Here is a 22221-nt window from a genome sequence, read left to right as displayed (position 1 = left end):
CGCCCACGATCCGTGACCTGAACATGCAGGTCAAACGGATTGCGGAATTTCCACCCGAAATTCCACCCGGAGGTGGACAGGCGAGGGGATCAGGCGGCTCGGATGTGTTGCAGGCCCCAGGCTTCGGCGAGCAGGCGATGGGAGGTGAGGCGATCCCGATGGTCGTGGGTGACGCTGGTGATCACCAGCTCGTCCGCACCGGTCAGCTGCTGGAGGGCTTGCAGCCGCTGGGCGACGGTGGCGGGGGCGCCGACGAATTGGGTGGTCACCCGGTCCCGGACCAGACGCAGTTGCTGTTCGGTCAGGGGCGCCGCGGTGTCGGGATCGAGGTAGTCGGCCGCGCCCGCACCGCTGCGGATGCTGTAGACCCAATGGCCGTAGGTGGAGGCGAGATGGCTCGCCGTCGCCTCGTCCTCCGCGACGACCACATCGGCCGAGACCACCAGATAGGGGCGCGGGTATCGGTCCGAGGGCCGGAACGATTCGCGGTATGCGGCAACGGTTTCCAGGATCGTTCCGGGCGAGACGTGGTAGTTCGCGGCGAAGGGCAGCCCGAGGCGACCCGCGAGCTGGGCGCTCTCACCGCCGCTGCTGCCGAACAACCACAGCTCCACATCCGCGCCCTCACCCGGAACCGCCTGCAGCGCAATGCCGTCCGAACTGCGATACGTCCCGCCGAGCAGGGCGCGGATCTGTTCCACCTGCTCGGTGTAGTCCAGCGACTGCGCACCCGGCAGCACCAGCGCCTCGTAACCCGCGGCCACCCGGCTGGTGTCGAGCACCTGCCCGGGCGAGAACGGCGGCGGGATCACCACGCCGTCGCGCACCTCGGTCGGCCGCTGCGGCGCGGGGACCGGCGGCACCCCGGCCGAGCGGATCTGCGCGAGCCGATGCGCCGACCGCCCGAGCCCCAGATCGAGGCGTCCGGGGTAGAGCGCATCGATCGTCCCGAATGCCTCGACCACCGAGGCCGAGGTGTGCTGGCCCAGCTGCACCGCGGCCGAACCGACTCGAATCGACTTGGTGGCGGCCGCGATCAGCCCGATCAGCGTGGCCGTCGACGAGCTGGCCACCCGCACGAAATGATGTTCGGCCACCCAGTACCGCCGATAGCCCCAGCTCTCCGCGTGCCGGGCCAGGTCGACGGAATTGCGGATCGCCTGCTGCGCGGTGGAACCCGCGCTGATCGGCGACAGATCCAGAATCGACAGCGGAACACTCATCGCACGACCTTCTTTCGGGGATCGCGTTCACCGGCCGAGATCGCCACCGGCAGCCGATTCTCGGCGGGGGCGACCGGGCAGGTGGCGTAGTCGGTGAACGCGCAGGGCAGGTTCTGGGCGCGGTTGAAATCGAGCAGCACCCCGCCGTCGCCGTCGGGCACGCCGATCGGCAGCAATCGCGCACCGGGATAGGTGCTCACGCCGCTGGTGGCATCGGTGAACAGAATGCGCAGACCGGATTTCGCGTCGCCGAAAGCGATGAGCCGGTATTCGGCGTCACCGATTCGGAAGGTGATGGTTCCGGCGGCCGGATGATGATGTTCCAGCCCCTGCACCACCGCGCCGGTGGTCAGGGTTCGAGCGCTGTCGTACGGCTCGAATACGCCGATCACGGCCCAGCGCGGATCGGGGGCGAAGGTGGGGATCTCGGTGAACGCCGCCAGCGTCGCCGCGGCCGGATCGTGTACCCGCAGCGCGAACTGCCCGGTCCGCCGGATCACCTCGATACTGCGCTCGCCCACCCGGATCTCGAGACCCGCCGCACCCTCGGCGGGAGTGAGTTCGGTACTGCCGGAGAGGATGTCGCCATCGAGGGTCAACCCGTCCGCGGCCGCGCTCGTGACGACCACCTTCTCTCCCTCGACGCGCCAGCGTCCCGGCAACCCCGCGATACCCTCATCCGCCTCGCCCAGCCAGTGCAGCCCGGTCAGACTCAGCCAGCCCAGCGGTTCGCGCGCCCAGCGCTGCCGCTCGGCGTGCCAGTCCCGCCACTGCTGTTCGAATTCGGTGGTGACAGCGGTCATGACGCCCGGACTCCTTCACTGCTCTGATGCGGATGGCGCACGCCCAGATGTTCACGCAGGGTCGTGCCGGTGTACTCGGCGCGGAAACTGCCGCGCTCCTGCAGTTCCGGGATCACCTTGTCGACGAATTCGTCGAGGCCGTGCGGGGTGATGTGCGGGACGAGCACGAAACCGTCGGCCGCATCGCTCTGCACATAGCGGTCGATTTCGGCGGCCACCGCGGCGGGTGTGCCGACGAACTGCTGGCGCGCGGTCACCTCGATGATCAGCTGCCGAATGGTCAGCTTCTCCGCCTCGGCCCGCGCCCGCCAGGCATCGGCCACCGCGCGCGGATCCTTCGCGTGGCGCACCCGGCCGCGGGTGATGTCCACATTGTCGACCGGATCGATCTCTGGCAGCGGACCGTCGGCGTCGTAGCCGGAAAGGTCACGGCCCCACACCTGTTCGAGGAAGGCGATCGCGGTCTGCGGACCGACCTGCTGCAGCCGGATCTGGCGCGCCCGCTCCTCGGCGTCCTCGGCGCTGTCGCCGAGAACGAAGGTCGCGGCGGGCAGAATCTTCAAATCGTCACGGGCCCGGCCGTATTTCGCGAGCCGCGCCTTCACATCGGTATAGAACTGCTGCCCGTCCTCGAGTTCGCCGTGCCTGCTGAAGATGGCATCGGCCTTGGCCGCGGCGAACTCCCGGCCCTCATCGGAATCGCCCGCCTGGATCTGCACCGGGTAGCCCTGCGGGCTGCGCGGCAGGACGAACGGACCCTCGATATCGAACTGCTCGCTGGTGAAGCGCACGGTCGGGGCGGGCCGCGCGAAAACGCCGCGCTCCCGGTCGATTACGAGCGCGCCCTCGGACCAGCTGTCCCACAGCGCGCGCGTCGCGTCCACGATCTCGGCGGCGCGGCTGTAGCGCTGGGCGTGCTCGAGATAGCCGCCGCGCCGGAAGTTCTCACCGGTGAAGGCATCGGAGGAGGTGACCGCGTTCCAGGCCGCCCGGCCGCCCGACAGATGATCCAGCGTGGCGAATTGCTTTGCCAGTTCGAAGGGTTCGTTGAAGGTGGTGTTGATCGTCCCGGCCAGACCGAGCCGCTCGGTCACACCCGCCAGCGCGTTGAGCACGGTGAATGTGTCGGGGCGGCCCACCACGTCGAGATCGAAGATCCTGCCGCGATGTTCGCGCAGCCGCAGCCCCTCGGCCAGGAAGAAGAAGTCGAAAAGCCCGCGCTCGGCGGTGCGCGCCAGATGGACGAACGAGTCGAAGTCGATCTGACTGCCGGAATCCGGATCGCTCCACACCGTGGTGTTGTTGACGCCCGGGAAATGGGCGGCCAGATGAATCTGCTTGCGTACCTTGTTGTTCGGCATATCCGTCCTCAGGCGGTGAGCGCGTAGCGGTTGACCGGGCGCGGCAGGCCGAGCCGGTCGCGCAGAGTTGGTGCGAGCTGCGGCAACTGAGCGACGAAGGCGGGCAGCGCCAGTGGGCGCAGGACCACACCGTCGGCGGGCAGCTCGGCGAGCAGCGCGCGCAGGGATGCGGGAGTTCCGATGTGCCGCAGCGTCTCCGGCTTCGTGGCCGTCCACGCCTCGAGCTGCGCCAGCTCGTCCGCGGCCGCCTGTTCGCTCGCCGCGAGATGCACCTCGATATCGATCAGCACCGATACCAGCTCCGGATCGCGACCCGCCGCGGCGATCGCGGCCCGCAGTTCCTCGCGAATCCGGCGCGCGCCCTGCGGGTCCGGTGTGGAGACGCGGATCAGATCGGCGCGCTCGACCGCGACGCGCGTGCTGTGTTCGTCCTCGGCCCGCACCGCCACCAGCGGCTGTCCCTGCGGCGGTCGCGGTGTGATGGACGGCCCCTTGACCGAGAAGTTCTCCCCGACGAAGTCGATGTAGTGCAGCTTGTCGCGATCGAGGAAACGCCCGGTCGACAGGTCGCGGATCTCCGCGTCGTCCTCCCAGCTGTCCCACAGCCGGGTCACCACCTCCACCGCCTCATCGGCCTCTCGCCACCGCGCGGCCGGATCCTGTTCGGCCTTGCGCCCGAACAGCGCCGCCTGACCGGCGGAGACGGTGACCTCCCAGCCCGCCCGGCCGTGCGTGGCGAAATCCAGGCTGGCGATCGCCTTGGAGAGATGGAACGGCTCGGTGTGGGTCACCGGCGCCTGCGGAATCAGCCCGATTCGCCGGGTGGCCGCGGCCGCCCGCGCGGCGATGCCGACCGCCTCGAGCCGCCCGATCGCACCGGCCTCCTGCGGCGCGAACGAATCCGGTAGGAAGGCCAGATCCAGTCCCGCGGCCTCGGCGGCCCGGATCGCGTCGAGCCAGTAACCGGCGGTGAACAGCTCCTCGGCGCGCGAATCGGCGCGTCGCCAGGAGGCGGGATGCGTTCCGGTGCCGGACAATTCGACACCCAGCAGCGGTTGTGAATGGGTCATTCAGGCCGTCCTTTCGATGGCGGTCGGCGTCCGGGCCCCCGGTATGGCCGACAGCAGTTCGCGGGTGTACTCGTGGCGCGGATGCTGGAACAGCTCCGCGGTCCCGGACGTCTCGACGATCGCCCCGGCACGCATGACCGCCACCCGGTCGGCGACGCGCCGGACCACGGCCAGGTCGTGGGTGATGAACAGATAGCTCAGGCCCAGTTCACGCTGCAGCCGCTCGAGCAGGTCGAGGATCTGGGCCTGTACCGAAACGTCCAGGGCCGAAACCGGTTCGTCGAGAATCACCAGATCCGGATGCAGGGCCAGGGCGCGCGCGATGGCGACGCGCTGACGCTGCCCGCCGGACAGTTCCGCCGGTCGCCGTCGCCCATAGGTGTGCGACAAGGCGACCTGATCGAGTAGTTCGTCCACGCGGGCGCGCCGCTCGGCACGATCGCCGACGGCGAAGGCCCGCAACGGTTCCGCGATGGTCTGCGCGACGGTGAGTTTGGGATTCAGTGCGGCATAAGGGTTCTGGTGCACGAATTGGATACGGCGGCGCAGTTCGCGCAGCCGCCCGCCGCGCAGCCGCCCGATATCGAGTCCGTCGAAGGTGATCGTTCCGGCGTCGGCGGGTTCGAATCGGGCCAGGATGCGCGCGGTGGTCGTCTTGCCGGAGCCGGATTCGCCCACCACGGCCAGGGTTTCGCCGCGATCGACATGTAGCGCGACGTCGTCGACGGCGGTCAGGGTCTCGCCGCGGCCGATGCGGAAGCCGCGGCGCAATCCGGTCGCCGAGAGCAGCGGCGTCTCGGCGGCCGGGCGCGCGGGCCGCACGTCGGTGTCCAGACTCGGCGCGGCCGCGAGCAGCCGCTGGGTGTATTCGTGCCGGGGATTGGCGAGCACCGCCGCGGTGGCTCCGGTTTCGACGATCTCGCCGCCGCGCATGACCACGATGCGATCGGCCCGCTCCGCCGCCACACCCAGGTCGTGGGTGATCAGCAGTACCGCGCTGCCGGTCTCGGCCGTGCGCGCGGCCAGATGATCGAGGATGCGCCGCTGCACGGTCACATCCAGCGCGCTGGTCGGCTCGTCGGCGATCACCAGTTCGGGGCGGCAGGCCAGCGCGATTCCGATCAGCACCCGCTGGCGCTGGCCGCCGGACAGATCCTGGGGATACTGCCGGGCCCGCAGTTCGGGCCGATCCAGTCCGGCCTCGGACAGGATCGCCACGGCCCGGGCCCACGCCGTTTTGCGGGTGGCGCGACCGTGGATCCGCAGCGCCTCACCGACCTGATCACCGATGCGCAGTACCGGATTCAACGAGGTGCCCGGATCCTGTGGCACCAAACCGATACGCGCGCCGCGGATTCGGCGCAGGGACCGCTGCGACGCGTCGTCGATCCGATCGCCCGCGAAAGCTATCCGTCCGCCGGTGATCGAGCCGCCGGACAGCAGCCCGATCACCGCGTGGGCCAGGCTGGACTTGCCCGAGCCGGATTCGCCGACCAGGGCCACGGTCTCCCCCTGCGAGACCGTAAGCGAAACGCCCCGCACGGCAACGGTGTCGGTGGCGGGGTACTCGACCCGCAGATCCTCGATCCGCAGCAGCTCGGCCGCACTCATCGCGCACCGTCCTGTCCGATGGCACGCGCGAGGCGCTGGGCGGCGAGAACGACCGCGACAATGACCAGGCCCGGCAGGGTGGTCATCCACCAGGACGTGGCCAGGAAGTTGCGGCCCTCGGCGATCAGCGAACCCCATTCGGGAGTGGGCGGAACCGCGCCGTAGCCGAGAAAGCTCAGCGAGGACACCGCCAGCACCGCGACCCCGAATTCGACTGCCGCCAGGGCCGCGACGGGCGCATAGGCGTTGCGCAGAATGTGTCGCCCCAGCACGATCGGCCAGCGCACACCCGCGGCGAAGGCGGCCTCCACATACGGCGCGCGTCGCACCCGCAGCACCTCCGCGCGCATCACCCGGGCGAACCGGGCCACCAGCGCGAGGCCCACCGCGATCGCCACATTGCGGGTGCCGAAGCCCAGCACAGTCACCAGCGCCAGCGCGGTCAGCAGTTCCGGAATCGACAGCAGCACATCCACGATCCGCATGATCACCGTGTCGACCACGCCCCCGGCCGCACCCGCGATCAGCCCGATCAGCGCCCCGAGCACCAGTCCGAGCAACACCGCGGCCACCGTGGCGGTCAGCGACAGTCCGGCCGCGTGCACCACTCGGGTGTAGATGTCACGTCCGAGATTGTCGGTGCCGAACCAGTGCCGCGCACTGGGCCCGCGCAGCTTCTCCGCGGGCACGCCGATCAACGGGTCACGCCCCGCGAATACCGACGGCGCCACCGCCCAGCCGAGGGCCAGCGCCAGCACGAGTACCGACAGCGCCACGAATATATTGGCGCGCAATGTCTTTCCCGCCCATGCCCAGCCGGGCGCGCCGAGCCGGTCGAGATCCGGCCGGGGAGCGGCGAGCACCTCGGTCATCTAGGCCCCTCCAATCCGATTGCCCCGCACGACCCGCGGATCGAACAGGGGAAGTACGAGGTCGACGGCGAGATTCACCAGGACGAACGCCAGCGCGGTCAGCACGATGACGCCCTGCACCACGGGGATGTCCTGATTCAGCACCGCGGTCTGGGTCAACCGGCCGATGCCCGCCCGCGAGAACACGGTCTCCACGACCACCGATCCCGCCAGCACCGTGCCGACCCACACCCCCGCCACGGTCAGCGCGGGCGCGAGCGCCGGGCGCAGCACATGCCGCAGTTGCACCCAGCGCCGCGAAGCGCCCTTGGCGAAGGCCACTTCCACGAAGGGCTGCCGCCAGGTCTGCGACAGGCTGCTGTAGAGCACCTGCGCGATCACAGCGCCGATCGGGACGGCCAGCGTGATCGCGGGCAGTACGACGCCTTTGAATCCGGTGCCGCCGAAGGCGGGAAACAACCGCAGCCGGAACGAGAACAGCTGCAGCAGAAGCAGACCCACCCAGAAGGTCGGCGCGGCCGCCCCGACGGGCGGCAGTGAGGTCAAAAACCCTCGCAGCCAGCGCTTCTCGGTGTAGGCGGCGGACAATGCCAAGGCCGTGCCGAACACCACCGCCAGCGTCAGCGTCACCGTGGCCAGCGCGAGCGTGGACGGCAATGCCTCCCCGAGCGCATCGGTGACCGACTGACCCGTACCGATGGACCGGCCCAGATCGCCGCGCACCGCGTGTTCGAGCGCCGTCCAATACTGTTGCCACACCGGCCGATCCAGCCCGTAGCGCGCCCGCATCTCGGCGATCGCGGCCGGATCGACCGGTGTGCCGGGAGTGGCTCCCGCGGCCAGTTCCACCGGATCACCGGGCAGCAGGTACAGCACGGCGAAGGAGGCCGTGAACGCCGCCCACAGCACCGCGACGGCCTGGAGAAGTCGGAGGGTCACATATCGGGTCATCGGCTCATCGCCCCCGCAACCAGGTGTCGTGGAACTGCAACCGGCCCGACGCCTCGAACTTCACATCCGCCACGCTGTTCGCCACGCCGATGGACTGCGACAGCTCGACCGTCGGAATCCACAGCCCCTCGTCGAGCACCTGCCGCTGCGCCTGCCCGATCAGCTTCGCCCGCTCCGCGGCGTCGGTGGTGGCCAGCTCGCCCGAGAGCGCCTGATCCAATGGCGGAATCGGTCCGCGCCCGTTGAGGTTTCGCTGATCCAGGCCGAAGGTGGTGCGCAGAATGTCGCCGTCGGCGCGGGTGAGGTTGTAGTAGGTGGAGTCGAAGTCGCGGGTGTTCTGCCGGGCCGTGGCCTCGTTCTGCGGGACCGGTTCCAGCCGCAACTCGATCCCGACCTTGCGGACCTGCTGCTGCGCCAGTTCCAGAATGGCCTGATTACCGGCGAATACCGCGCTGAACATGACCCCGAACGACAGCCGCTGCCCGTCCTTGGCGCGAATGCCGTCCGGCCCGGGCGCCCAGCCCGCCGCGTCCAGTGCGCGCTTGGCCGCGTCGGGGTCGTAGCCGAGTTGTCCCGACTGATCCACATAGCCCGGTGTGGTGCTCGCCAAAGCGCTGGTGCCGGTCTTGAACTGCGGGCCCAGTACGGTGTCGACCAGTTCCTTGCGATCGATCGCAGTGCGCAGCGCGCCCCGCACCGCCGCATCGCGCAGCGGACCCCGATTAACATTGGGCTGCAGCCCGAACGGCAGCCCCGGATTGGCGTAGAACAGCACCTTCCCGCCGGTGGCCTCGATCTGCGGCACATCCTGGGCCAGGGCGTCGCTGACGGCATCGAGCTGTCCGGACGACAGGCTGCCGGTCCGCACGCCCGACTCGGGGATGACGGTGAAGGCGATGCGGTCCAGATAGGCGTCGCCGTGATTGGCGAATACCGCCGAACCCCAGCGATATCCGGTGCGTTTGGCCAGCGTCGCCGACGCGCCCTGTTTGTATTCGGCGTAGGTGAACGGCCCGCTGCCGATATTCGCGCCCAGGCAGCGGTCGTCGGCGGATTTCGCGGTGTCGGCCTCGGACAGGATGCCCAGCTGCGGCGTCGAGGCGGCCTGCAGGAATTGCGCGTTGGGCGTGGCGAATTCGACGCGGGCCGTCTGCGGGTCCACGACCGTGGTGCCGGTGTATCCGGCCAGATAGCTCGCCGCCAGCGGTGCCTTGGCCGCGCCGACGGTGTGCACGATGGCGTCGAAGTTCTTGCGCACCGAATCCGCGGTCAGCGGCGTGCCGTCGCTGAAGGTGATGCCCTCGCGCAGGTGGAAGGTGAAGCCGCGGGCGTCGGGTGCGACGGTCCAGGTGTCGGCCAGCCACGGCCGGATCTCGCCGGAGGCCGGATCCTGGTCGACCAGCGAATCGACGATCTGCCGTGTCACATACAGGGTTTGGTTGGTGCCGGACTGCGCCGGATCCGAGCAGGTCGGCGGTTGCGACAGACCGTAGCGCAGGGTGCCGCCCGAATGTGGCGGTCCGGCGGACTCGCCTCCGGCGGTGTCGGCGCCGCACGCGGCCAGCGAGACGGTCGCGGCGACGGCGCCGAACAGGGCCAGGGGTCGTTTCATCGGGGTGGTTCCTTCTCTACAAATGTCGCTGCGCGCCCAGAGGGCGGCTCGCGATGCGGCGGCGCAGTTCCGGGGCGACCTCGGCCTGAAACAGTTCGAGGCTTTCGCGGTGCTGTTTATCGGTGAGGCCGTCGCCGTCGGCGCTCAGGTGGATCACCTCGTGGCCCAGGCCCCGGTGATAGCGCTCGACCTTCTCCAATACCTGCTGTGGACTGCCGACCAGAGCGGAACTGCGCTCGACGAAATCCTCGACGGTGGGAAAGACGATGGGCAGGTTGTGTTCTCGCGCGACGGCCTGGCGGGCCTCGAAGATCGGCCGGTAGGCGCGCAGTGCGTCCTGTGAATCGCGGGTGACGTAGAACCCGGCGGTGCCCGCGCCGACCAGGGCCTGTGCCGGATCGTGACCGTATGCGGCCCAGCGCTCGCGGTAGTGGGCGATCAGTTCGGCGTAGGAGTCGATCGGATAGGTGACATTCGCCGAGAACACCGGATCACCGTGACGCGCGGCCAGTTCCACCGAATCGCGGCTGGTGGCGCTGCCGTGCCAGATGCGCAGGCGCGGCTGCAGCGGCCGCGGCAGCGCCTTGGCCTCGGTCAGCGCCGGGCGGAACCGCCCGCTCCAGGTGACCGACTCGTTCTCCCACAGCAGCCGCAGCAGGTCGTACCCCTCACGGTTGCGCTCCCACTGATCCTCGGCCGTGACGTGGAACAGCTTCGCCTGCGCCGCGCCGTTGCCCTTGCCGATGATCAGTTCGAGGCGGCCGCCCGACAGATTGTCCAGCGTCGAATAGTCCTCGAACGCGCGCACCGGATCGAGCAGACTCAAGGTGGTGACGCCGGTGAACAGCGCGATCGAGGAGGTCACCGCGGCGATATGGCTGAGCACCACCGGCGGGGCCGAGGAGATGAACGGATCCTCGTGGCGCTCACCGACCGCGAAGCCGTCGTAGCCGAGTTCCTCGGCGAGCCGGGCGGATTCGACCGCGCGACGCAATCGCCGAGCCGGTGATTCGACCGCGCCGGTGACGGGATCGGGCTGATGGGTGATGAGGGTCAGCAGCAGGAACCTCATGCGACAGACGCCTCCTCGGTCAGATACTTCTCGAACGGATGCAGCGCGCCGACCTCGGTGACGATGTCGCGCGTCAGGGCGGTGTAGCCGGTGGCGTTGTAGAGGGCGACGGCCTCGGGCTGGCGCGGGCCGGTGGTCAGATAGATCCGCCGGTAGCCGCGCCGGGCGATTTCGGCCTCGAGATGTTCCAGGACGATGCGGCCCAGACCTTTCCGGCGATGGGTGCTCGCGGTCCAGATGCGTTTGAGTTCGGCGGTCTGCTCGTCGTAGCGCTGAAATGCGCCGCCCGCCACCGGTTCTCCGTCCTCGAGCACCACCAGCAGCCCGCCGTGCGGCGGCGCGAAATGATCGGCCGGATAGGTCACCAGATCCGCGTGCACCTCGCCCGCGGTGCGGCCGTAGCGCGAGCTGTATTCGATGGCCAGCTCGGCCAGCAGCGGCGCGGCCAGGGCGTCGTCCTGGGCGATGTGGCGAACCGAAGTCATACTTCTCCCCTTCGAGGCGTGGCGGGCCGAGGCCCGCTCAGAGGACATGCGCGAGAAAGGATTTGGTGCGCGAATGGGTCGGATTGTCGAGCACCTGCCCCGGCGGGCCCTGCTCGACGATCCGCCCGTCGTCCATGAGCACCACGGTGTCGGCGATCTCGCGGGCGAAGCCGACCTCGTGGGTGACGATGACCAGCGTCGCGCCGTCGCGGGCCAGTGCCCGGATCACGTCGAGCACCTCGCCGACCAGTTCCGGATCCAGCGCGGAGGTCGGTTCGTCGAACAGCACCACGCGCGGTCGCAGCGCCAGAGCGCGAGCGATAGCCACCCGCTGCTGCTGACCGCCGGACAGCCGCCGCGGATATTCGTGGGCCTTCTCGGCCAGGCCGACCCGCTCCAGCAGTTCCACCGCCTCGGCCTCGACCTCGGCACGCGAGCGGCCCTGGGCCGAAATCGGCGCCAGCGCAATATTTTCCAGCACCGTCAGATGCGGAAACAGATTGAAGCTCTGGAACACGAAGCCGATGCGCGAGCGCTGCCGCAGGATCTCCCGCTCGCTCAGCTCGTGCAGTTTCGCGCCGCGGCGGCGATAGCCGACCAGTTCACCGGCCACCCGCACGGTTCCGGCGTCGACCTTCTCCAGATGATTGATGGTCCGCAGCAGCGTCGACTTACCGGATCCGGACGGGCCCAGGATCACGGTCACCTCGCCCGGGCGTACCGCGAGATCTATCCCGCGCAGCACCTCGTTGACCCCGAAATGTTTACGCACGCCCCGTAATTCGACGGTGTATTCGCTCATCGCCGCTCCCCCGTGATCTCGGCCACCTTGCCGCGCACCCGCTGCCAGGGCGTGGGCGGTAGGTCACGCTGACTGCCCTTGGCGAAATGCCGCTCGATGTAGTACTGAACGACGCTCAGCACGCTGGTGAGCACGATGTACCAGACCGTGGCCACCATCAGCAGCGGCACCACTCGACCGTTGCGGCCGTAGATCACCTGCACCTGGTAGAACAGCTCGGCGATCGCCATCACCGAAACGATCGAGGTGCCCTTGAACAGGCTGATCACCTCGTTGGCCGCATTGGGCAGGATGCCGCGCATGGCCTGCGGCGCCACGATGGTGAAGAACTGTCGCCGCCACGGCAGGCCCAGCGATTTCGCCGCCTCCAGCTGACCGGGATCCACGGATATGATTCCGGCGCGGATGATTTCGGCCGAGTACGCCGCCTGATGCAGCGCCAATCCGATCACCGCGGCGGTGAAGCCGCTGAGCACGCCGTTGACATCGAAGCTGAAAAACGCGGGGCCGAACGGGATTCCGATCGACAGGCGCTTGTACAGATAGGCGATGTTGAACCAGAACAGCAGCTGCACGATCAGCGGAATCGAGCGGAACGCCCATACGTAGGCCCACGCGATCACTTGCAGTACAGGGATTTTCGACAGCCGCGCCACGGCCAGCCAGATGCCGAGCAGGAAGCCGAACAGTGTGCCCCAGAAGGTCAGCTCCACAGTCAGTTTCAGCGCGGCGAGGACCGAATCGGCGGTGAAGTATCTGGCGAAAGTCGGCCAGTCCCAGCCGGGATTGGTGATCAGCCCGTGCGCGAACTGGGCGACCAGCACCAGCGCGACGGCCGCCGCGAGCCAGCGCCACGGATGCCGGGTGCGCGCGACCGGCAGCGCGTCCTCGGCCACCGCATCGGTGGTCGAGGGATCGATAGCGGCCACTGTGGTCATATATCGCGGTCCTCCATCGGTCCTGGCGGTAGCACCCGCACCCGGCTCGCGGGGGGTTGCTGCGGTCTCGTCGAGCCAGATCTCTCAACCGCTCTGGATGGTGAATTCGAACGTATCGGACACCCTTATCCGTGTCTGCCGTCCCGATCAGCGTGAATTCAACGGTTGGCAGCGGGCGGAAATGAGCTGTGTACAACCTTGTTCGCAATAGCTAGGGTGAACATCCATGAAGGATCTGTCCGGCCGTAAATGCCTCATCACCGGCGCGGCCAGCGGCATCGGCCGGGCCACCGCGCTGGCCGCCGCCCGCGCCGGAGCGCATCTGGTGCTCACCGATATCGCCGCCGCGGGACTGGCCGAGACGGTGGAACTGGTCCGTGCGGCCGATGGTGAGGTGCTCGACGCGCAGGCGCTGGACATATCCGACTACGACGCGGTCACCGCGTGGGCGCAGCGGGTGCACGACGCACACGACAGTCTCGATGTGGTCATGAATATCGCGGGCATCTCCACCTGGGGCACCGTGGAGAACCTCGAGCATCGGCACTGGCGGTCGATGATCGAGGTGAATCTCATGGGCCCCATTCACATCATCGAGAACTTCGTCCCGCCGATGGTGCGGGCCGGGCGCGGCGGACATCTGGTGAACGTGTCCTCGGCGGCCGGACTGCTCGCCTTCCCGTGGCACGCCGCCTACAGCGCGGCCAAATACGGGCTGCGCGGGATCTCCGAGGTGCTGCGCTTCGATCTGGAGCGCCACGACATCGGGGTCAGCCTGGTGGTTCCGGGTGCGGTGCACACCCCGCTGGTCGGCACGGTGCAGATCGTGGGCCTGGATCCCGACGATCCGCGCATGGCGAAGCTGCGCGGGGCGTTCGTGGGCCGCGCGGCGACGCCGGAACATGTGGCCGATCGAATCATCGCCGGTATCAAGCGCAATCGCTTCCTGGTGTACACCTCCACCGATATCCGCGTGGGCTACTGGTTCGCCCGCAAATTCGCCTGGCCGTACGAGACCGCGATGCGCTACGCCAACCGGCAGTTCAGCAAGCTGCTTCCGGCCCAGCAGGATTCGATGTCGCGCTGAGTTCGGCGCGGCGGCTCAGATATTCGCGTTCGGCGGCATTGCCGGTGCGCGCGAGGGCCTGTTCGAATGCGCTCGCGGCCTCGGCGTTGCGGCCGAGCCTGAGCAGCAGGTCGGCCCGGATCGCGTGGTAGAGGTGATATTCGGTGAGCGGCAACTCCGCGAGCAGCGCCAATGCCGCGGCCGGGCCGTCGATTTCGGCGACTGCGACGGCCCGATTGAGCGTCACGATCGGGCCCGGGGTCAGCGCGGCGAGTTGATCGTAGAGCCGCAGGATCTGATCCCAGTCCGTCTCGGCCGGGGTCGCGGCGTCGGTGTGCACGGCATTGATCGCGGCCTGGATCTGATAGGGGCCGGGATCGTTGCGGCGCAGACACTGCCGCACCAACCGATGCCCCTCGGCGATCAGCTCGCGATCCCAGCGACCGCGGTCCTGTTCGGTCAGCGGGATCAGCCGACCGTCCGCGGCCGTGCGCGCCGGGCGACGGGCCTCGGTGAGCAGCATCAGACCCAGCAGGCCCAGTGCCTCGGGTTCGTCCGGCATGAGTTCGACCAGCACCCGGCCCAGCCGGATCGCCTCGGTACACAGATCGCCGCGGGTCAACCGCTCGCCGCCGGATGCGGTATGCCCCTCGGTGAAGATCAGATAGATCACCGCCAGCACCGCGGCGAGGCGTTCGGGCAGATCGAAGTCCTGCGGTACGCGGTAGGGAATGCGGGCGGCGCGGATCTTCGCCTTGGCCCGCGAAATGCGTTGGGCCATGGTCGATTCCGAGGTCAGGAACGCGTGCGCGATCTCGGGGGTGGTCAGGCCGCCGAGCAGGCGCAGGGTGAGGGCGACCTGGTTGGCACGTGCGAGCGCGGGGTGACAGCAGGTGAAGATCAGGCGGAGGCGATCGTCGTGCACAGCGCCCGCGTCGACGGGTTCGTCGACGAAACGCAGCAGCGCCGACTGCGCGTACTTGTCCGCGCGCGACGCCTCCCGCCGCAGCCGATCGACCGCGCGATTACGCGCGGTCGTGATGATCCACCCCGGCGGACTCGGCGGAATCCCCTCCACCGGCCAGCGCCGCACTGCGGCGGTGAAGGCGTCCTGCACCGCGTCCTCGGCGAGGTCGATATCGCCGAAGACGCGAATCAGGCTCGCGACCGCCCGACCGTAGTGTTCGGCGAACACCGCCGAAACATCCGTGGTCACCGGCGAATTCATTCAGTCACCCACGACCGGGCGAACCTCCACCGGCAGCCCGCGCAGAATCGTCGCCAGCCGCCGCCCCCACATCAGGGCCTCGTCCAGATCGGCGGCCCGGATCAGGCTGAACCCGGCGATGTACTCCTTGCTCTCCACATACGGGCCATCGGTGATCAGCACATCCGCGCCCGCGGCCCGCACGACCGTCGCGGTATCGGGGGCGTGCAGGCCGGCCGCGAACACCCACGAGCCGGCCGCCCGCAGTTCGTCGTTGAGCGCCTCGACCTGGGCCATGATGTCGGCCAGATCCTCGGGCGGCTCCCCGGCCTCGGGCTGATAGATGTTGAGCAGATATTCGGGCATGGTGTGCTCCTTCGCCGTGAGCCGATCCGTCACCGGCTCGCACCCTCTACACGATCGGGCGGGCCCTGATTCGACACGGTCCGGGAGATTCTTTCACCGAGTGGACACGCAGACCACGAATCGCCGCTGGTCGTAGACGACGCCCCGGTCGGAGGCCGGACAGCCGTTCACGTCGGTGGTGTCCGGACGGATGCCCTGCACCCGCACCCGGCCGGGCGTGGCACAGTCCACCGACCGCGGCGCACCGCCGGACAGGTCCACGCAATCGCCGACCACCCAGTTGATGTCCAGGCACAGATTGTCCGGATCACCGCCGGGCAACGTGCGGGTATAGGAACGATCGGCATCGCCGGGACATTGCGCGCCCGCGGCGGCTCGCTCGGCCACGCGATAGCCGGAACCTGAGGCACACGAGGTCTTCTCGAGGGTGGTCTCGCCGACCGAGACGCAATCACCCACGGCCACATCGACTACCGGCTTCCCCTGATCGGCCCCTTTGTTCAGGACGAGCGGCGCGAGAGGCGGCGCGGACGAAACCGGCTGCGACGCGGTCGTTGTCGCGGATGGCCGGGCGGACGTGGCCGCGACGCCGGGCTTGTCGGCCCGGTGCTCGCCGTTCCCGCCCATCGACATCGCAATCCCGATGAGGCCCGCGGTCGCGATCGAGGCCGCGATAACGCAGCCCATCAGGATGATTCCGGCGTGCGCCCGTCGTCGTGCCACTTCCTGCCCTTTCCCATGATCCGGAAAACAAATACACCATGCGACGGCCACTCGTCGAGTTGTGAAATATGCCGGTTTTCCAACCGCATTCTCTGGTCGGATGACTAGGTAACAATAGGACAACGATGCTCGGATACAGCTCGCCGAATCCCCTTACGAGCAGCCATCTTCGAACGCTGAAGTGAAAGGAAACACAACTCGATGAGATTCGGCACGTTCGCCGCCACGGCATTTCTGACCATCGCCGCGCTCGGCGGCAGCGCGGTTTCGGTGAATGCGGAACCACCGCGAGAAATCGCCGCGACCGGCTCGGACAACGGAATCAATTACCGTACGGTACTTTCCGATGCGTCGCGAATATCGGAGACAACCGTCGTGGGCGGACATTTCACGGTTGCCGACGACCGGGTGGTGCTGACCTCCGATGTCGGCGACCGGATGGCGGAGATCCCGCTGACATATCGGATCTCATATGCCGAGGTTCATGTGGCCCAGCGGATTTCGCGCGACGGTCGGCAGTTGGTACTGGAACCGAAGGTGTCCGCGCGCGATATCGGCGAGATGGAGTCGCTCAGCTCGATGGCCAGGCTCACCGATGAGCTCAACCGCAATGTGGTCGGTCTCACCGTCGGCGGACTACTCGGCGGACTGCTCGGCACCGTACTCGGCATGGGCTTCTTCAGCCTGCTGACCGGCCCGATCGGCCTGGTGATCGGTGCCGTGGCGGGCGGATACGCCACCGGCGGGCAGTCGTTCCTGGATGCGATCGGGGCGGTGCTGCAGGGCCAACCCTGACCGAACGCTTGCGGGACGGTCGGATTCGTGGCTCAATCCGAAGGGGCGTCATCGCGTCCGACCGTACCGACCTGGGGGCCTCGAGGATGACCAGGGAATCGCACCGCTGGGTGCGGACCGCCGACGCCGATATGGTCGAGTTACGGGATCTGGTCTCCGGGCGCGGGGTGCGAATCGGGCGGCCGGATGTCGACGATCTGCCCGCGGGCTTCCTGCTCGAGATCGAATCGCTGGTGTTCCGCTGGGTGAATCTCGACACCCACGACGAGGCCGAGCAGGAACTCGAGACCCGGCGCGAACCGCTGCACACCCTGCGCGCGTTGAGCTGGCTGTGCGCGCTGTGGGCCGTGGTGTGCGAGACGCGCCTGGGCAAACCGGCCGACGACATCATCCGGGATCTGGACTACCGCGGCGGCTGGCGGCGCATCCGCACCGCCGAGGAGGCCCGGATCTGGACCGGGCTGACCCAGCGGGTGCGGATCGGAGCGCTGGCCGCGCTCACCGAGGATCCGCGGGCCTCCTCCGACTATCGCCGCGCCTGCACCGATCCGCCCGATGTGGCCCCGATGCTCATCCGGCACACGCTGATTCACCTCGACGGCTTCAGCCAGGACATGTACCGCCACGATATCGAGGCGCGCGGACTGGCCGCGGCGGTGGTCGAGCACACCAGTCCGAGCGCGGGGGCGCGGCGGCGATTGTGCTTCCGGCCCTCGCATCCGCTGTGAGCGGAGTTCACATCGGCGCGGGTCCGATCACACTGTCGATCCAGTCGAGGTTGACCCACGACCAGCGCCCGGAATCCTCCCGCTCGGTGCGCCAGTTCTCCAGCCAGCGTCGCGCGTCCTCGGCGAACAGCGCACGCAGCGAACGGAATTCAGCGTGCCCCATTGAGCACCTCCTCCGGATGCAGACGACGGAAGCGACTGCCGTGGAAGACCAGCGGATCGACCTCGGCGCGGGTGGCCAGGCGGTGGATGCGCAGGATAACGACCTGGTGGTCACCCGCGGGCACCTGGGTTTCGACGCTGCCCTCGATCCAGGTCGAGGCGCCGTCGACGAACAGGGCGTTGCCCGCGCCGCGATGTAGCCGCAGACCCGAGAAGCGGTCGCCGACACGGGAACTCAGCGAGCGGGCCGCACCCTCCTGATCGAGGCCGAGCAGGCTCAGGCCGAGATGGCTCGCGGCGGCCAGGCGCGGCCAGGTATTGGAGCTGTTCTGCACGCAGAACGACACCAGCGGCGGATCCAGCGAGACCGGCACGAAGGTGCTCACGGCCAAACCGTGCGCGGTGCCGTCGATTTCGGCGCAGACGGCCACCACACCGCTGGGAAAGGCCGCGAACGCGCGGCGCAGGCCGGCGCCGTCGGCTGGAATCTCGGTCAGCTCGGCCATATTTCACCACTCCGATCTCAGATCACACCGTGCAGCGGTGGCGGCGTTCCGCGCAGGACCGTGCGGCCGATGTGCTGGAACTTCCACCGCACCGGATCGTGCAGGGTGTGGGTGCGGGCATTGCGCCAGAAGTGATCCAGATTGAGATCGGCTGCCGCGCTGCGGGTCCCACCCACTTCGAACAAAGCGGCGGCCACCTCGTTGGCCGCGCGATCGGCGACGATCTTGGCCGTCGCGACGGCGATCGAGGCCGCGACGATATCCGGCTCGACCGCCGAGGTCGCCGCGTCGACGGCCCGTCCGGCGGCGGTGAGCGTCGCCTCGGCGGTCGCGACCGCGACCGCGAGTTCGCCGAAACGCTGAATCGTCAGGGGATCGTCGATCGCCCGCTCGACGCCCGCCTCGAACCAGGGCCGACTCTTCGTGCGAACGAATTCGGCCGCGGCCTCGAGCGCCCCGCGCGCGATACCGGTATCGATGGCCGCGTGCAGCAGTTGCGCGAACGAGCCGTACGCGGTCGGGGCACGCACCGCGCCCGAGCGCTCGACCAGCTGCGCCCGCTCGACGAGCACGCCGTCGAACCGGACGGTCCCGCTGCCGGTGGTGCGCTGCCCCAGCGCGTTCCAGTCGTCGATGATCTCGACCCCGGGGGTTTCGGCGGGCAGATACGCGATGTACTCCCCCGCGGCCAGCCCGGCGCGTCCATCCGGATCGTCGAGCCGCGTGAGCACGGCCAGCACATCGGCGAACAGCGAACCAGTGCAGTAGAACTTGCTGCCGTCGACGCGAAACCGGCCGTCTCCCAGTGGTTTCAGCGTGGTGCCCACCTCGGCCACGGTCGCGCCGCCGCGCTCGGACTGGGCATTGGCGATGCGAGCGCCGTCGAGCACCCGCGTGAAGTAGTGCGTGCGCTGTTGGTCGGATCCGGCCAATCGCAACAGATTCAGATAGACGAAGTGGCTGTGCGGGATCTGCGCGATATTCGGATCGGCCGTTGCCAGAATCCGGACCACCTCGGCGACCTCGCTCGGCGCGAGATCGGCCCCGCCGTGCGCGGCGGGAACGGTGACGGCCAGCAGTCCGCTGGCCGCCAACCGCTCCACTTCGCGAAACGGCAATCGGCGCAGCCGATCCCGCTCGGCGGCGTCGAGGGCGAACTCCGACGCCAGCCGGGCGGCCACCTCCCGCGCGTGGTCGGCGGAGGTGATGCGTTCCGCCGCGACGGCGGTCATCAGCCCGCCACCGCCACCGGCTGACGCTGCGCCTCCAACTCGCGCACCAGTGGCAGCACCCGCTTGCCGAAGTATTCGATCTCCTCCTGGAAGTGCAGGAATCCGCCCAGGATCAGATCCACGCCGCGGTCGCGGTAGGCGACGATGCGTTCGGCGATCTGCTCCGGGGTGCCGATCAATCGGGTGCGGAAGCCGTCGTTGTACTGCACCAGATCCTCGAAACTCGAATCGGCCCACATTCCCTTGCCGTCCCTGGTGGACGATCCGGCCTGCCGCACCGCGTCCCGAAACCCCTCCACCGCTGGCTTATTGGCCTTGGCGATGATCTCGCGCAGGGTGTCCTGCGCCTCCTTCTCGGTGTCGCGGGCGATGATGAAGCCGTTGAGACCGAATCTCACCTCCCGATCGTGCTGCCGCGCGACCTCGCGCACATCGTTGATCTGCTCGGTGACGCCGTCGAAATCCTTGCCGTTGGAGAAGTACCAGTCGGCGTGGCGGCCACCGTTGCGGCGGGCGGCGGTGGAGTTACCGCCCTGGAACAGTTCGGGATTGGGCCGCTCGGGGGTGTTGAGCGGTTTCGGCTTGAGCGTGAAATCGCGGATCCGGTAGAAGTCACCGGCGAAGTTCACATTGTCCTCGGTCCAGATCTTGCGGATGACCTCGAGGAATTCCGCACTGCGCCGGTAGCGTTCGTCGTGTTCGAGCCACGGCTCGCCCAGGGCCTGGAATTCCCCGGCGAACCAGCCGGAGACGACATTGATGGCGAACCGGCCGCCGGACAGATGATCCGCGGTCGCCCCGAATTTCGCCAGCACGGCCGGATGCCACAGGCCCGGATGAATGGCCGCGATGACCTTCAGCCGCTCGGTCGCACCCAGCAGGGCGAGGCTGAACGAGGTCGACTCGTGCTGGAATTCCGCGCCGTAGGAGGCGGTGTAGCGCACCTGGGACAGCGCGTAGTCGAAGCCGTTGTTCTCCGCGGTCTGCGCGAGCTTCTTGTTGTATTCGAAGTCCCAGCCGGTGCGCTGTTCGATATCACTGGTGACCAGGCCCCCGCTGACATTGGGCACCCAGTAGGCGAACTTGATCTGGTCGGCGATTTTTTCGGTCGTCATCCCTACTCCGTTCGAGGCCGCCCCCGGTGCGTGTCTTCACTTCAGCAGCACGCAGGGCGCGACACGAGGTTTTGAATCGCTGCGATCGCATCGGTCAGGCCCGGGCGACCGCCGCGTCGTAACCCGACCGCTCGAATCGGCCCGCGGGCTGGAACCGGCCCAGCAGTTCGGCGGCGTCCTCGCCGGTCACCCGGGTGATATAGGCCGCGGCATCCTCGACCGATCGCACGTCGAGGAACGGCTGCGGGCGGTGCAGCAGGCCCACCAGCGCCGAGGCGAAGCGCGGATCCACCGCGGCGGTGGCGAAGAACTGATTGCCGATATCGCCGAATTCGGGATCGCTGAGGAACAATCGGGTGGTCTTCGCCGCGGCGTCGGAACGGGCGGTCAGGAATTCCGCGTATCGCGCCCGCAACCAGTCGGCGTCGAACGGGCCCTCGTGCGCGGCGGCCGCGGCGACCAGAAGCTGGGCCTGGATCAGCCCGCTCTGCGCGCCCTGTCCGGCGATCGGGTCGTAGGCCACCGCGGTATCGCCGATCGCGGCCACCGCGTGCCCGCCCGGCGTCTCGCCCACGCCGATCCGCACCACCGGGCGCACCGCACCCTTCAGCCACGAATGCGGATCCTCGGTGATCGGCTGGGTGGCAAGCACTTCCGGCAGATCCCAGTCGATGTAGTCGCGGTAGAGCTGCTGCACGATGCGATGGGCCGATTCGGCGGAGTCGGCGGCGGCGAAGCGCTTCTCCCAATCGCTGCCCGGGCGCGCCCAGCCCAGGAACGCCCACGTGGGCCCGGCGTCCTTGTGCAGATACGGTCCCCACCAGGCCTCACCCTGTTCGGCGAAGATGGAGAAGCCGCTGTGCGCACCGCCCTGCGCGCTGCGATGGGCGAAAACCTCGGGGCCGTAACCCAATCCGGTGACCGTGACGGTGAGCAGGCTGCGCTGCGGCTCGTCGTAGACCGTGCGCTCGGGATCGATCGGGAACAGTTCGGACAGACCGCCGCGACCGGTGGCGACCAGGGTCAGATCGTGCGATCCGGCGATATCGTCCAGCTTTTCCAGATTGACGGCCTCGACGACGAAACGACCACCGCGTTCGATGAATGCTGTCAATCGCTCATCGGCCTTGAGCCGGGTGTCCACCGCGATTCCGACATAGCCGTCGAAATCGCCGTCGAATGCGATCAATTCGGCATTCTCGGGTCCGGCGATCCGCACGCTCAAACCGGTGTGGTTCGGCGCGCGGTCGACGAAGGTGTCCAGCCCGAGCGCGGCCTCGGCCGCCTGTGCCTCGCCGAAACCGAGGGCGGTCCCGGTCGCGGGCACATCATCGCGCAGGCTGCGCTGATCACGGTCGCTGTAGAGGGTTACGGCGAAGCCGGCGTCGAGCAGTCCGAGTGCGGCGGTCACCCCGGTCTGTCCGGCTCCGACGATGGCGGCGGTACGAGTCGAATTATCGTTCGTCATAACGAAATACTGCTTCCGAACGGATGCTCACCCGAGTGTTGGAATCACGAAGA

At 68.4% G+C, this 22221-nt stretch carries 23 protein-coding genes and 1 riboswitch; of the genes, 3 read left to right on the top strand and 20 right to left on the bottom strand.

The features are described 5' to 3' along the window. Positions 1–89: 89 nt before the first annotated feature. The 12 genes from NP4_RS20820 to NP4_RS20765 are packed head-to-tail and all read right to left on the bottom strand — an operon-like array spanning position 90 to position 12800. The gene (locus NP4_RS20820; RefSeq protein ID WP_068000196.1) at positions 90–1223 is read right to left on the bottom strand and encodes an LLM class flavin-dependent oxidoreductase; all 1134 of its coding nucleotides are present in this window, start codon (positions 1221–1223) and stop codon (positions 90–92) included. Next, on the bottom strand, positions 1220–2026 hold the full coding sequence (locus NP4_RS20815) for a DUF1684 domain-containing protein (RefSeq protein ID WP_068000194.1): 807 nt from the start codon (positions 2024–2026) through the stop codon (positions 1220–1222). Before NP4_RS20815 ends, NP4_RS20820 begins: the two co-directional genes overlap by 4 nt. Next, entirely contained in the window at positions 2023–3387 is a 1365-nt protein-coding gene (locus NP4_RS20810) for an NtaA/DmoA family FMN-dependent monooxygenase (RefSeq protein WP_068000192.1), read from the bottom strand. Before NP4_RS20810 ends, NP4_RS20815 begins: the two co-directional genes overlap by 4 nt. 8 nt (positions 3388–3395) lie before the next feature. Beyond that, positions 3396–4457, bottom strand: coding sequence for an LLM class flavin-dependent oxidoreductase (locus tag NP4_RS20805; RefSeq protein ID WP_068000189.1), 1062 nt, complete (start codon positions 4455–4457; stop codon positions 3396–3398). Then, on the bottom strand, positions 4458–6068 hold the full coding sequence (locus NP4_RS20800; protein WP_068000187.1) for a dipeptide ABC transporter ATP-binding protein: 1611 nt from the start codon (positions 6066–6068) through the stop codon (positions 4458–4460). It abuts the gene before it with no gap. After that, complete coding sequence (locus NP4_RS20795) at positions 6065–6940, bottom strand: ABC transporter permease (RefSeq protein ID WP_068000183.1); 876 nt, start codon at positions 6938–6940, stop codon at positions 6065–6067. The genes NP4_RS20800 and NP4_RS20795 overlap by 4 nt, the downstream gene beginning before the upstream one ends. After that, positions 6941–7891, bottom strand: coding sequence for an ABC transporter permease (locus tag NP4_RS20790; RefSeq protein WP_068000181.1), 951 nt, complete (start codon positions 7889–7891; stop codon positions 6941–6943). Positions 7892–7895: 4 nt separating this feature from the next. Further along, entirely contained in the window at positions 7896–9503 is a 1608-nt protein-coding gene (locus NP4_RS20785; RefSeq protein ID WP_068000179.1) for an ABC transporter substrate-binding protein, read from the bottom strand. Positions 9504–9519: 16 nt separating this feature from the next. Then, positions 9520–10575, bottom strand: a complete 1056-nt coding sequence (locus NP4_RS20780; protein WP_068000177.1) for an LLM class flavin-dependent oxidoreductase — start codon at positions 10573–10575, stop codon at positions 9520–9522. Continuing rightward, a complete protein-coding gene (locus NP4_RS20775; protein ID WP_068000176.1) occupies positions 10572–11060 on the bottom strand; it encodes a GNAT family N-acetyltransferase in 489 nt (162 codons plus the stop codon). Before NP4_RS20775 ends, NP4_RS20780 begins: the two co-directional genes overlap by 4 nt. A 37-nt stretch (positions 11061–11097) precedes the next feature. After that, positions 11098–11862 (bottom strand): amino acid ABC transporter ATP-binding protein, encoded by a 765-nt coding sequence (locus tag NP4_RS20770; protein ID WP_068000175.1) that lies wholly within the window; start codon positions 11860–11862, stop codon positions 11098–11100. Continuing rightward, positions 11859–12800, bottom strand: a complete 942-nt coding sequence (locus tag NP4_RS20765) for an amino acid ABC transporter permease (protein ID WP_068000174.1) — start codon at positions 12798–12800, stop codon at positions 11859–11861. Before NP4_RS20765 ends, NP4_RS20770 begins: the two co-directional genes overlap by 4 nt. A gap of 10 nt (positions 12801–12810) precedes the next feature. After that, positions 12811–12904: riboswitch (SAM riboswitch) on the bottom strand. Between the two features lie 122 nt (positions 12905–13026). Here NP4_RS20765 and NP4_RS20760 point away from each other — a divergent pair. Next, positions 13027–13887, top strand: coding sequence for an SDR family oxidoreductase (locus NP4_RS20760; RefSeq protein ID WP_068000173.1), 861 nt, complete (start codon positions 13027–13029; stop codon positions 13885–13887). Here the strand turns inward: NP4_RS20760 and NP4_RS20755 are convergent. The 3 genes from NP4_RS20755 to NP4_RS20745 all read right to left on the bottom strand — a co-directional run bounded on the left by NP4_RS20755 (position 13844) and on the right by NP4_RS20745 (position 16162). Then, positions 13844–15094 (bottom strand): RNA polymerase sigma factor, encoded by a 1251-nt coding sequence (locus NP4_RS20755; RefSeq protein WP_068000172.1) that lies wholly within the window; start codon positions 15092–15094, stop codon positions 13844–13846. The two genes, NP4_RS20760 and NP4_RS20755, sit on opposite strands and share 44 nt — an antisense overlap. Beyond that, positions 15095–15439 carry a YciI family protein gene (locus NP4_RS20750; protein WP_068000244.1) on the bottom strand — a complete coding sequence of 115 codons (345 nt, stop codon included), beginning with the start codon at positions 15437–15439 and terminating at the stop codon, positions 15095–15097. A 93-nt stretch (positions 15440–15532) separates the two neighbouring features. Further along, positions 15533–16162: an LppU/SCO3897 family protein gene (locus NP4_RS20745; RefSeq protein ID WP_068000170.1), complete on the bottom strand. Its 630-nt coding sequence runs from the start codon at positions 16160–16162 to the stop codon at positions 15533–15535. Between the two features lie 201 nt (positions 16163–16363). Here NP4_RS20745 and NP4_RS20740 point away from each other — a divergent pair, with 201 nt between their 5' ends. Beyond that, positions 16364–16957 carry a DUF8020 domain-containing protein gene (locus tag NP4_RS20740; RefSeq protein WP_068000169.1) on the top strand — a complete coding sequence of 198 codons (594 nt, stop codon included), beginning with the start codon at positions 16364–16366 and terminating at the stop codon, positions 16955–16957. Positions 16958–17043: 86 nt separating this feature from the next. Next, positions 17044–17685, top strand: coding sequence for a hypothetical protein (locus tag NP4_RS20735; RefSeq protein WP_062506381.1), 642 nt, complete (start codon positions 17044–17046; stop codon positions 17683–17685). 7 nt (positions 17686–17692) lie between these two features. Here NP4_RS20735 and NP4_RS41060 read toward each other — a convergent pair whose 3' ends face one another. From NP4_RS41060 to NP4_RS20715, 5 genes are all read right to left on the bottom strand, one after another. Next, positions 17693–17848: a hypothetical protein gene (locus NP4_RS41060; protein ID WP_156524928.1), complete on the bottom strand. Its 156-nt coding sequence runs from the start codon at positions 17846–17848 to the stop codon at positions 17693–17695. Beyond that, the gene (locus tag NP4_RS20730; RefSeq protein ID WP_068000167.1) at positions 17835–18353 is read right to left on the bottom strand and encodes a flavin reductase family protein; all 519 of its coding nucleotides are present in this window, start codon (positions 18351–18353) and stop codon (positions 17835–17837) included. Before NP4_RS20730 ends, NP4_RS41060 begins: the two co-directional genes overlap by 14 nt. A 17-nt stretch (positions 18354–18370) precedes the next feature. Then, positions 18371–19585, bottom strand: a complete 1215-nt coding sequence (locus NP4_RS20725; protein WP_068000166.1) for an SfnB family sulfur acquisition oxidoreductase — start codon at positions 19583–19585, stop codon at positions 18371–18373. Beyond that, the gene (gene sfnG / locus NP4_RS20720) at positions 19585–20700 is read right to left on the bottom strand and encodes a dimethylsulfone monooxygenase SfnG (protein ID WP_068000165.1); all 1116 of its coding nucleotides are present in this window, start codon (positions 20698–20700) and stop codon (positions 19585–19587) included. The genes NP4_RS20725 and sfnG overlap by 1 nt, the downstream gene beginning before the upstream one ends. Before the next feature lie 94 nt (positions 20701–20794). Next, entirely contained in the window at positions 20795–22168 is a 1374-nt protein-coding gene (locus NP4_RS20715) for a styrene monooxygenase/indole monooxygenase family protein (protein WP_068000164.1), read from the bottom strand. Positions 22169–22221 lie beyond the last annotated feature (53 nt).

This window comes from Nocardia pseudobrasiliensis NBRC 108224, from assembly GCF_001613105.1.
Lineage (GTDB): Bacteria > Actinomycetota > Actinomycetes > Mycobacteriales > Mycobacteriaceae > Nocardia > Nocardia pseudobrasiliensis.
Note: the sequence above shows the minus strand (reverse complement) of the source record. Positions and strands in the feature narration are given on the sequence as shown.

What these genes read in the sequence shown, in the direction of transcription:
- NP4_RS20820 (WP_068000196.1), bottom strand. Translation starts at nt 1,223, where the DNA reads ATGAGTGTTCCGCTGTCGATTCTGGATCTGTCGCCGATCAGCGCGGGT.
- NP4_RS20815 (WP_068000194.1), bottom strand. Translation starts at nt 2,026, where the DNA reads ATGACCGCTGTCACCACCGAATTCGAACAGCAGTGGCGGGACTGGCAC.
- NP4_RS20810 (WP_068000192.1), bottom strand. Translation starts at nt 3,387, where the DNA reads ATGCCGAACAACAAGGTACGCAAGCAGATTCATCTGGCCGCCCATTTC.
- NP4_RS20805 (WP_068000189.1), bottom strand. Translation starts at nt 4,457, where the DNA reads ATGACCCATTCACAACCGCTGCTGGGTGTCGAATTGTCCGGCACCGGA.
- NP4_RS20800 (WP_068000187.1), bottom strand. Translation starts at nt 6,068, where the DNA reads ATGAGTGCGGCCGAGCTGCTGCGGATCGAGGATCTGCGGGTCGAGTAC.
- NP4_RS20795 (WP_068000183.1), bottom strand. Translation starts at nt 6,940, where the DNA reads ATGACCGAGGTGCTCGCCGCTCCCCGGCCGGATCTCGACCGGCTCGGC.
- NP4_RS20790 (WP_068000181.1), bottom strand. Translation starts at nt 7,891, where the DNA reads ATGACCCGATATGTGACCCTCCGACTTCTCCAGGCCGTCGCGGTGCTG.
- NP4_RS20785 (WP_068000179.1), bottom strand. Translation starts at nt 9,503, where the DNA reads ATGAAACGACCCCTGGCCCTGTTCGGCGCCGTCGCCGCGACCGTCTCG.
- NP4_RS20780 (WP_068000177.1), bottom strand. Translation starts at nt 10,575, where the DNA reads ATGAGGTTCCTGCTGCTGACCCTCATCACCCATCAGCCCGATCCCGTC.
- NP4_RS20775 (WP_068000176.1), bottom strand. Translation starts at nt 11,060, where the DNA reads ATGACTTCGGTTCGCCACATCGCCCAGGACGACGCCCTGGCCGCGCCG.
- NP4_RS20770 (WP_068000175.1), bottom strand. Translation starts at nt 11,862, where the DNA reads ATGAGCGAATACACCGTCGAATTACGGGGCGTGCGTAAACATTTCGGG.
- NP4_RS20765 (WP_068000174.1), bottom strand. Translation starts at nt 12,800, where the DNA reads ATGACCACAGTGGCCGCTATCGATCCCTCGACCACCGATGCGGTGGCC.
- NP4_RS20760 (WP_068000173.1), top strand. Translation starts at nt 13,027, where the DNA reads ATGAAGGATCTGTCCGGCCGTAAATGCCTCATCACCGGCGCGGCCAGC.
- NP4_RS20755 (WP_068000172.1), bottom strand. Translation starts at nt 15,094, where the DNA reads ATGAATTCGCCGGTGACCACGGATGTTTCGGCGGTGTTCGCCGAACAC.
- NP4_RS20750 (WP_068000244.1), bottom strand. Translation starts at nt 15,439, where the DNA reads ATGCCCGAATATCTGCTCAACATCTATCAGCCCGAGGCCGGGGAGCCG.
- NP4_RS20740 (WP_068000169.1), top strand. Translation starts at nt 16,364, where the DNA reads ATGAGATTCGGCACGTTCGCCGCCACGGCATTTCTGACCATCGCCGCG.
- NP4_RS20735 (WP_062506381.1), top strand. Translation starts at nt 17,044, where the DNA reads ATGACCAGGGAATCGCACCGCTGGGTGCGGACCGCCGACGCCGATATG.
- NP4_RS41060 (WP_156524928.1), bottom strand. Translation starts at nt 17,848, where the DNA reads ATGGGGCACGCTGAATTCCGTTCGCTGCGTGCGCTGTTCGCCGAGGAC.
- NP4_RS20730 (WP_068000167.1), bottom strand. Translation starts at nt 18,353, where the DNA reads ATGGCCGAGCTGACCGAGATTCCAGCCGACGGCGCCGGCCTGCGCCGC.
- NP4_RS20725 (WP_068000166.1), bottom strand. Translation starts at nt 19,585, where the DNA reads ATGACCGCCGTCGCGGCGGAACGCATCACCTCCGCCGACCACGCGCGG.
- sfnG (WP_068000165.1), bottom strand. Translation starts at nt 20,700, where the DNA reads ATGACGACCGAAAAAATCGCCGACCAGATCAAGTTCGCCTACTGGGTG.
- NP4_RS20715 (WP_068000164.1), bottom strand. Translation starts at nt 22,168, where the DNA reads ATGACGAACGATAATTCGACTCGTACCGCCGCCATCGTCGGAGCCGGA.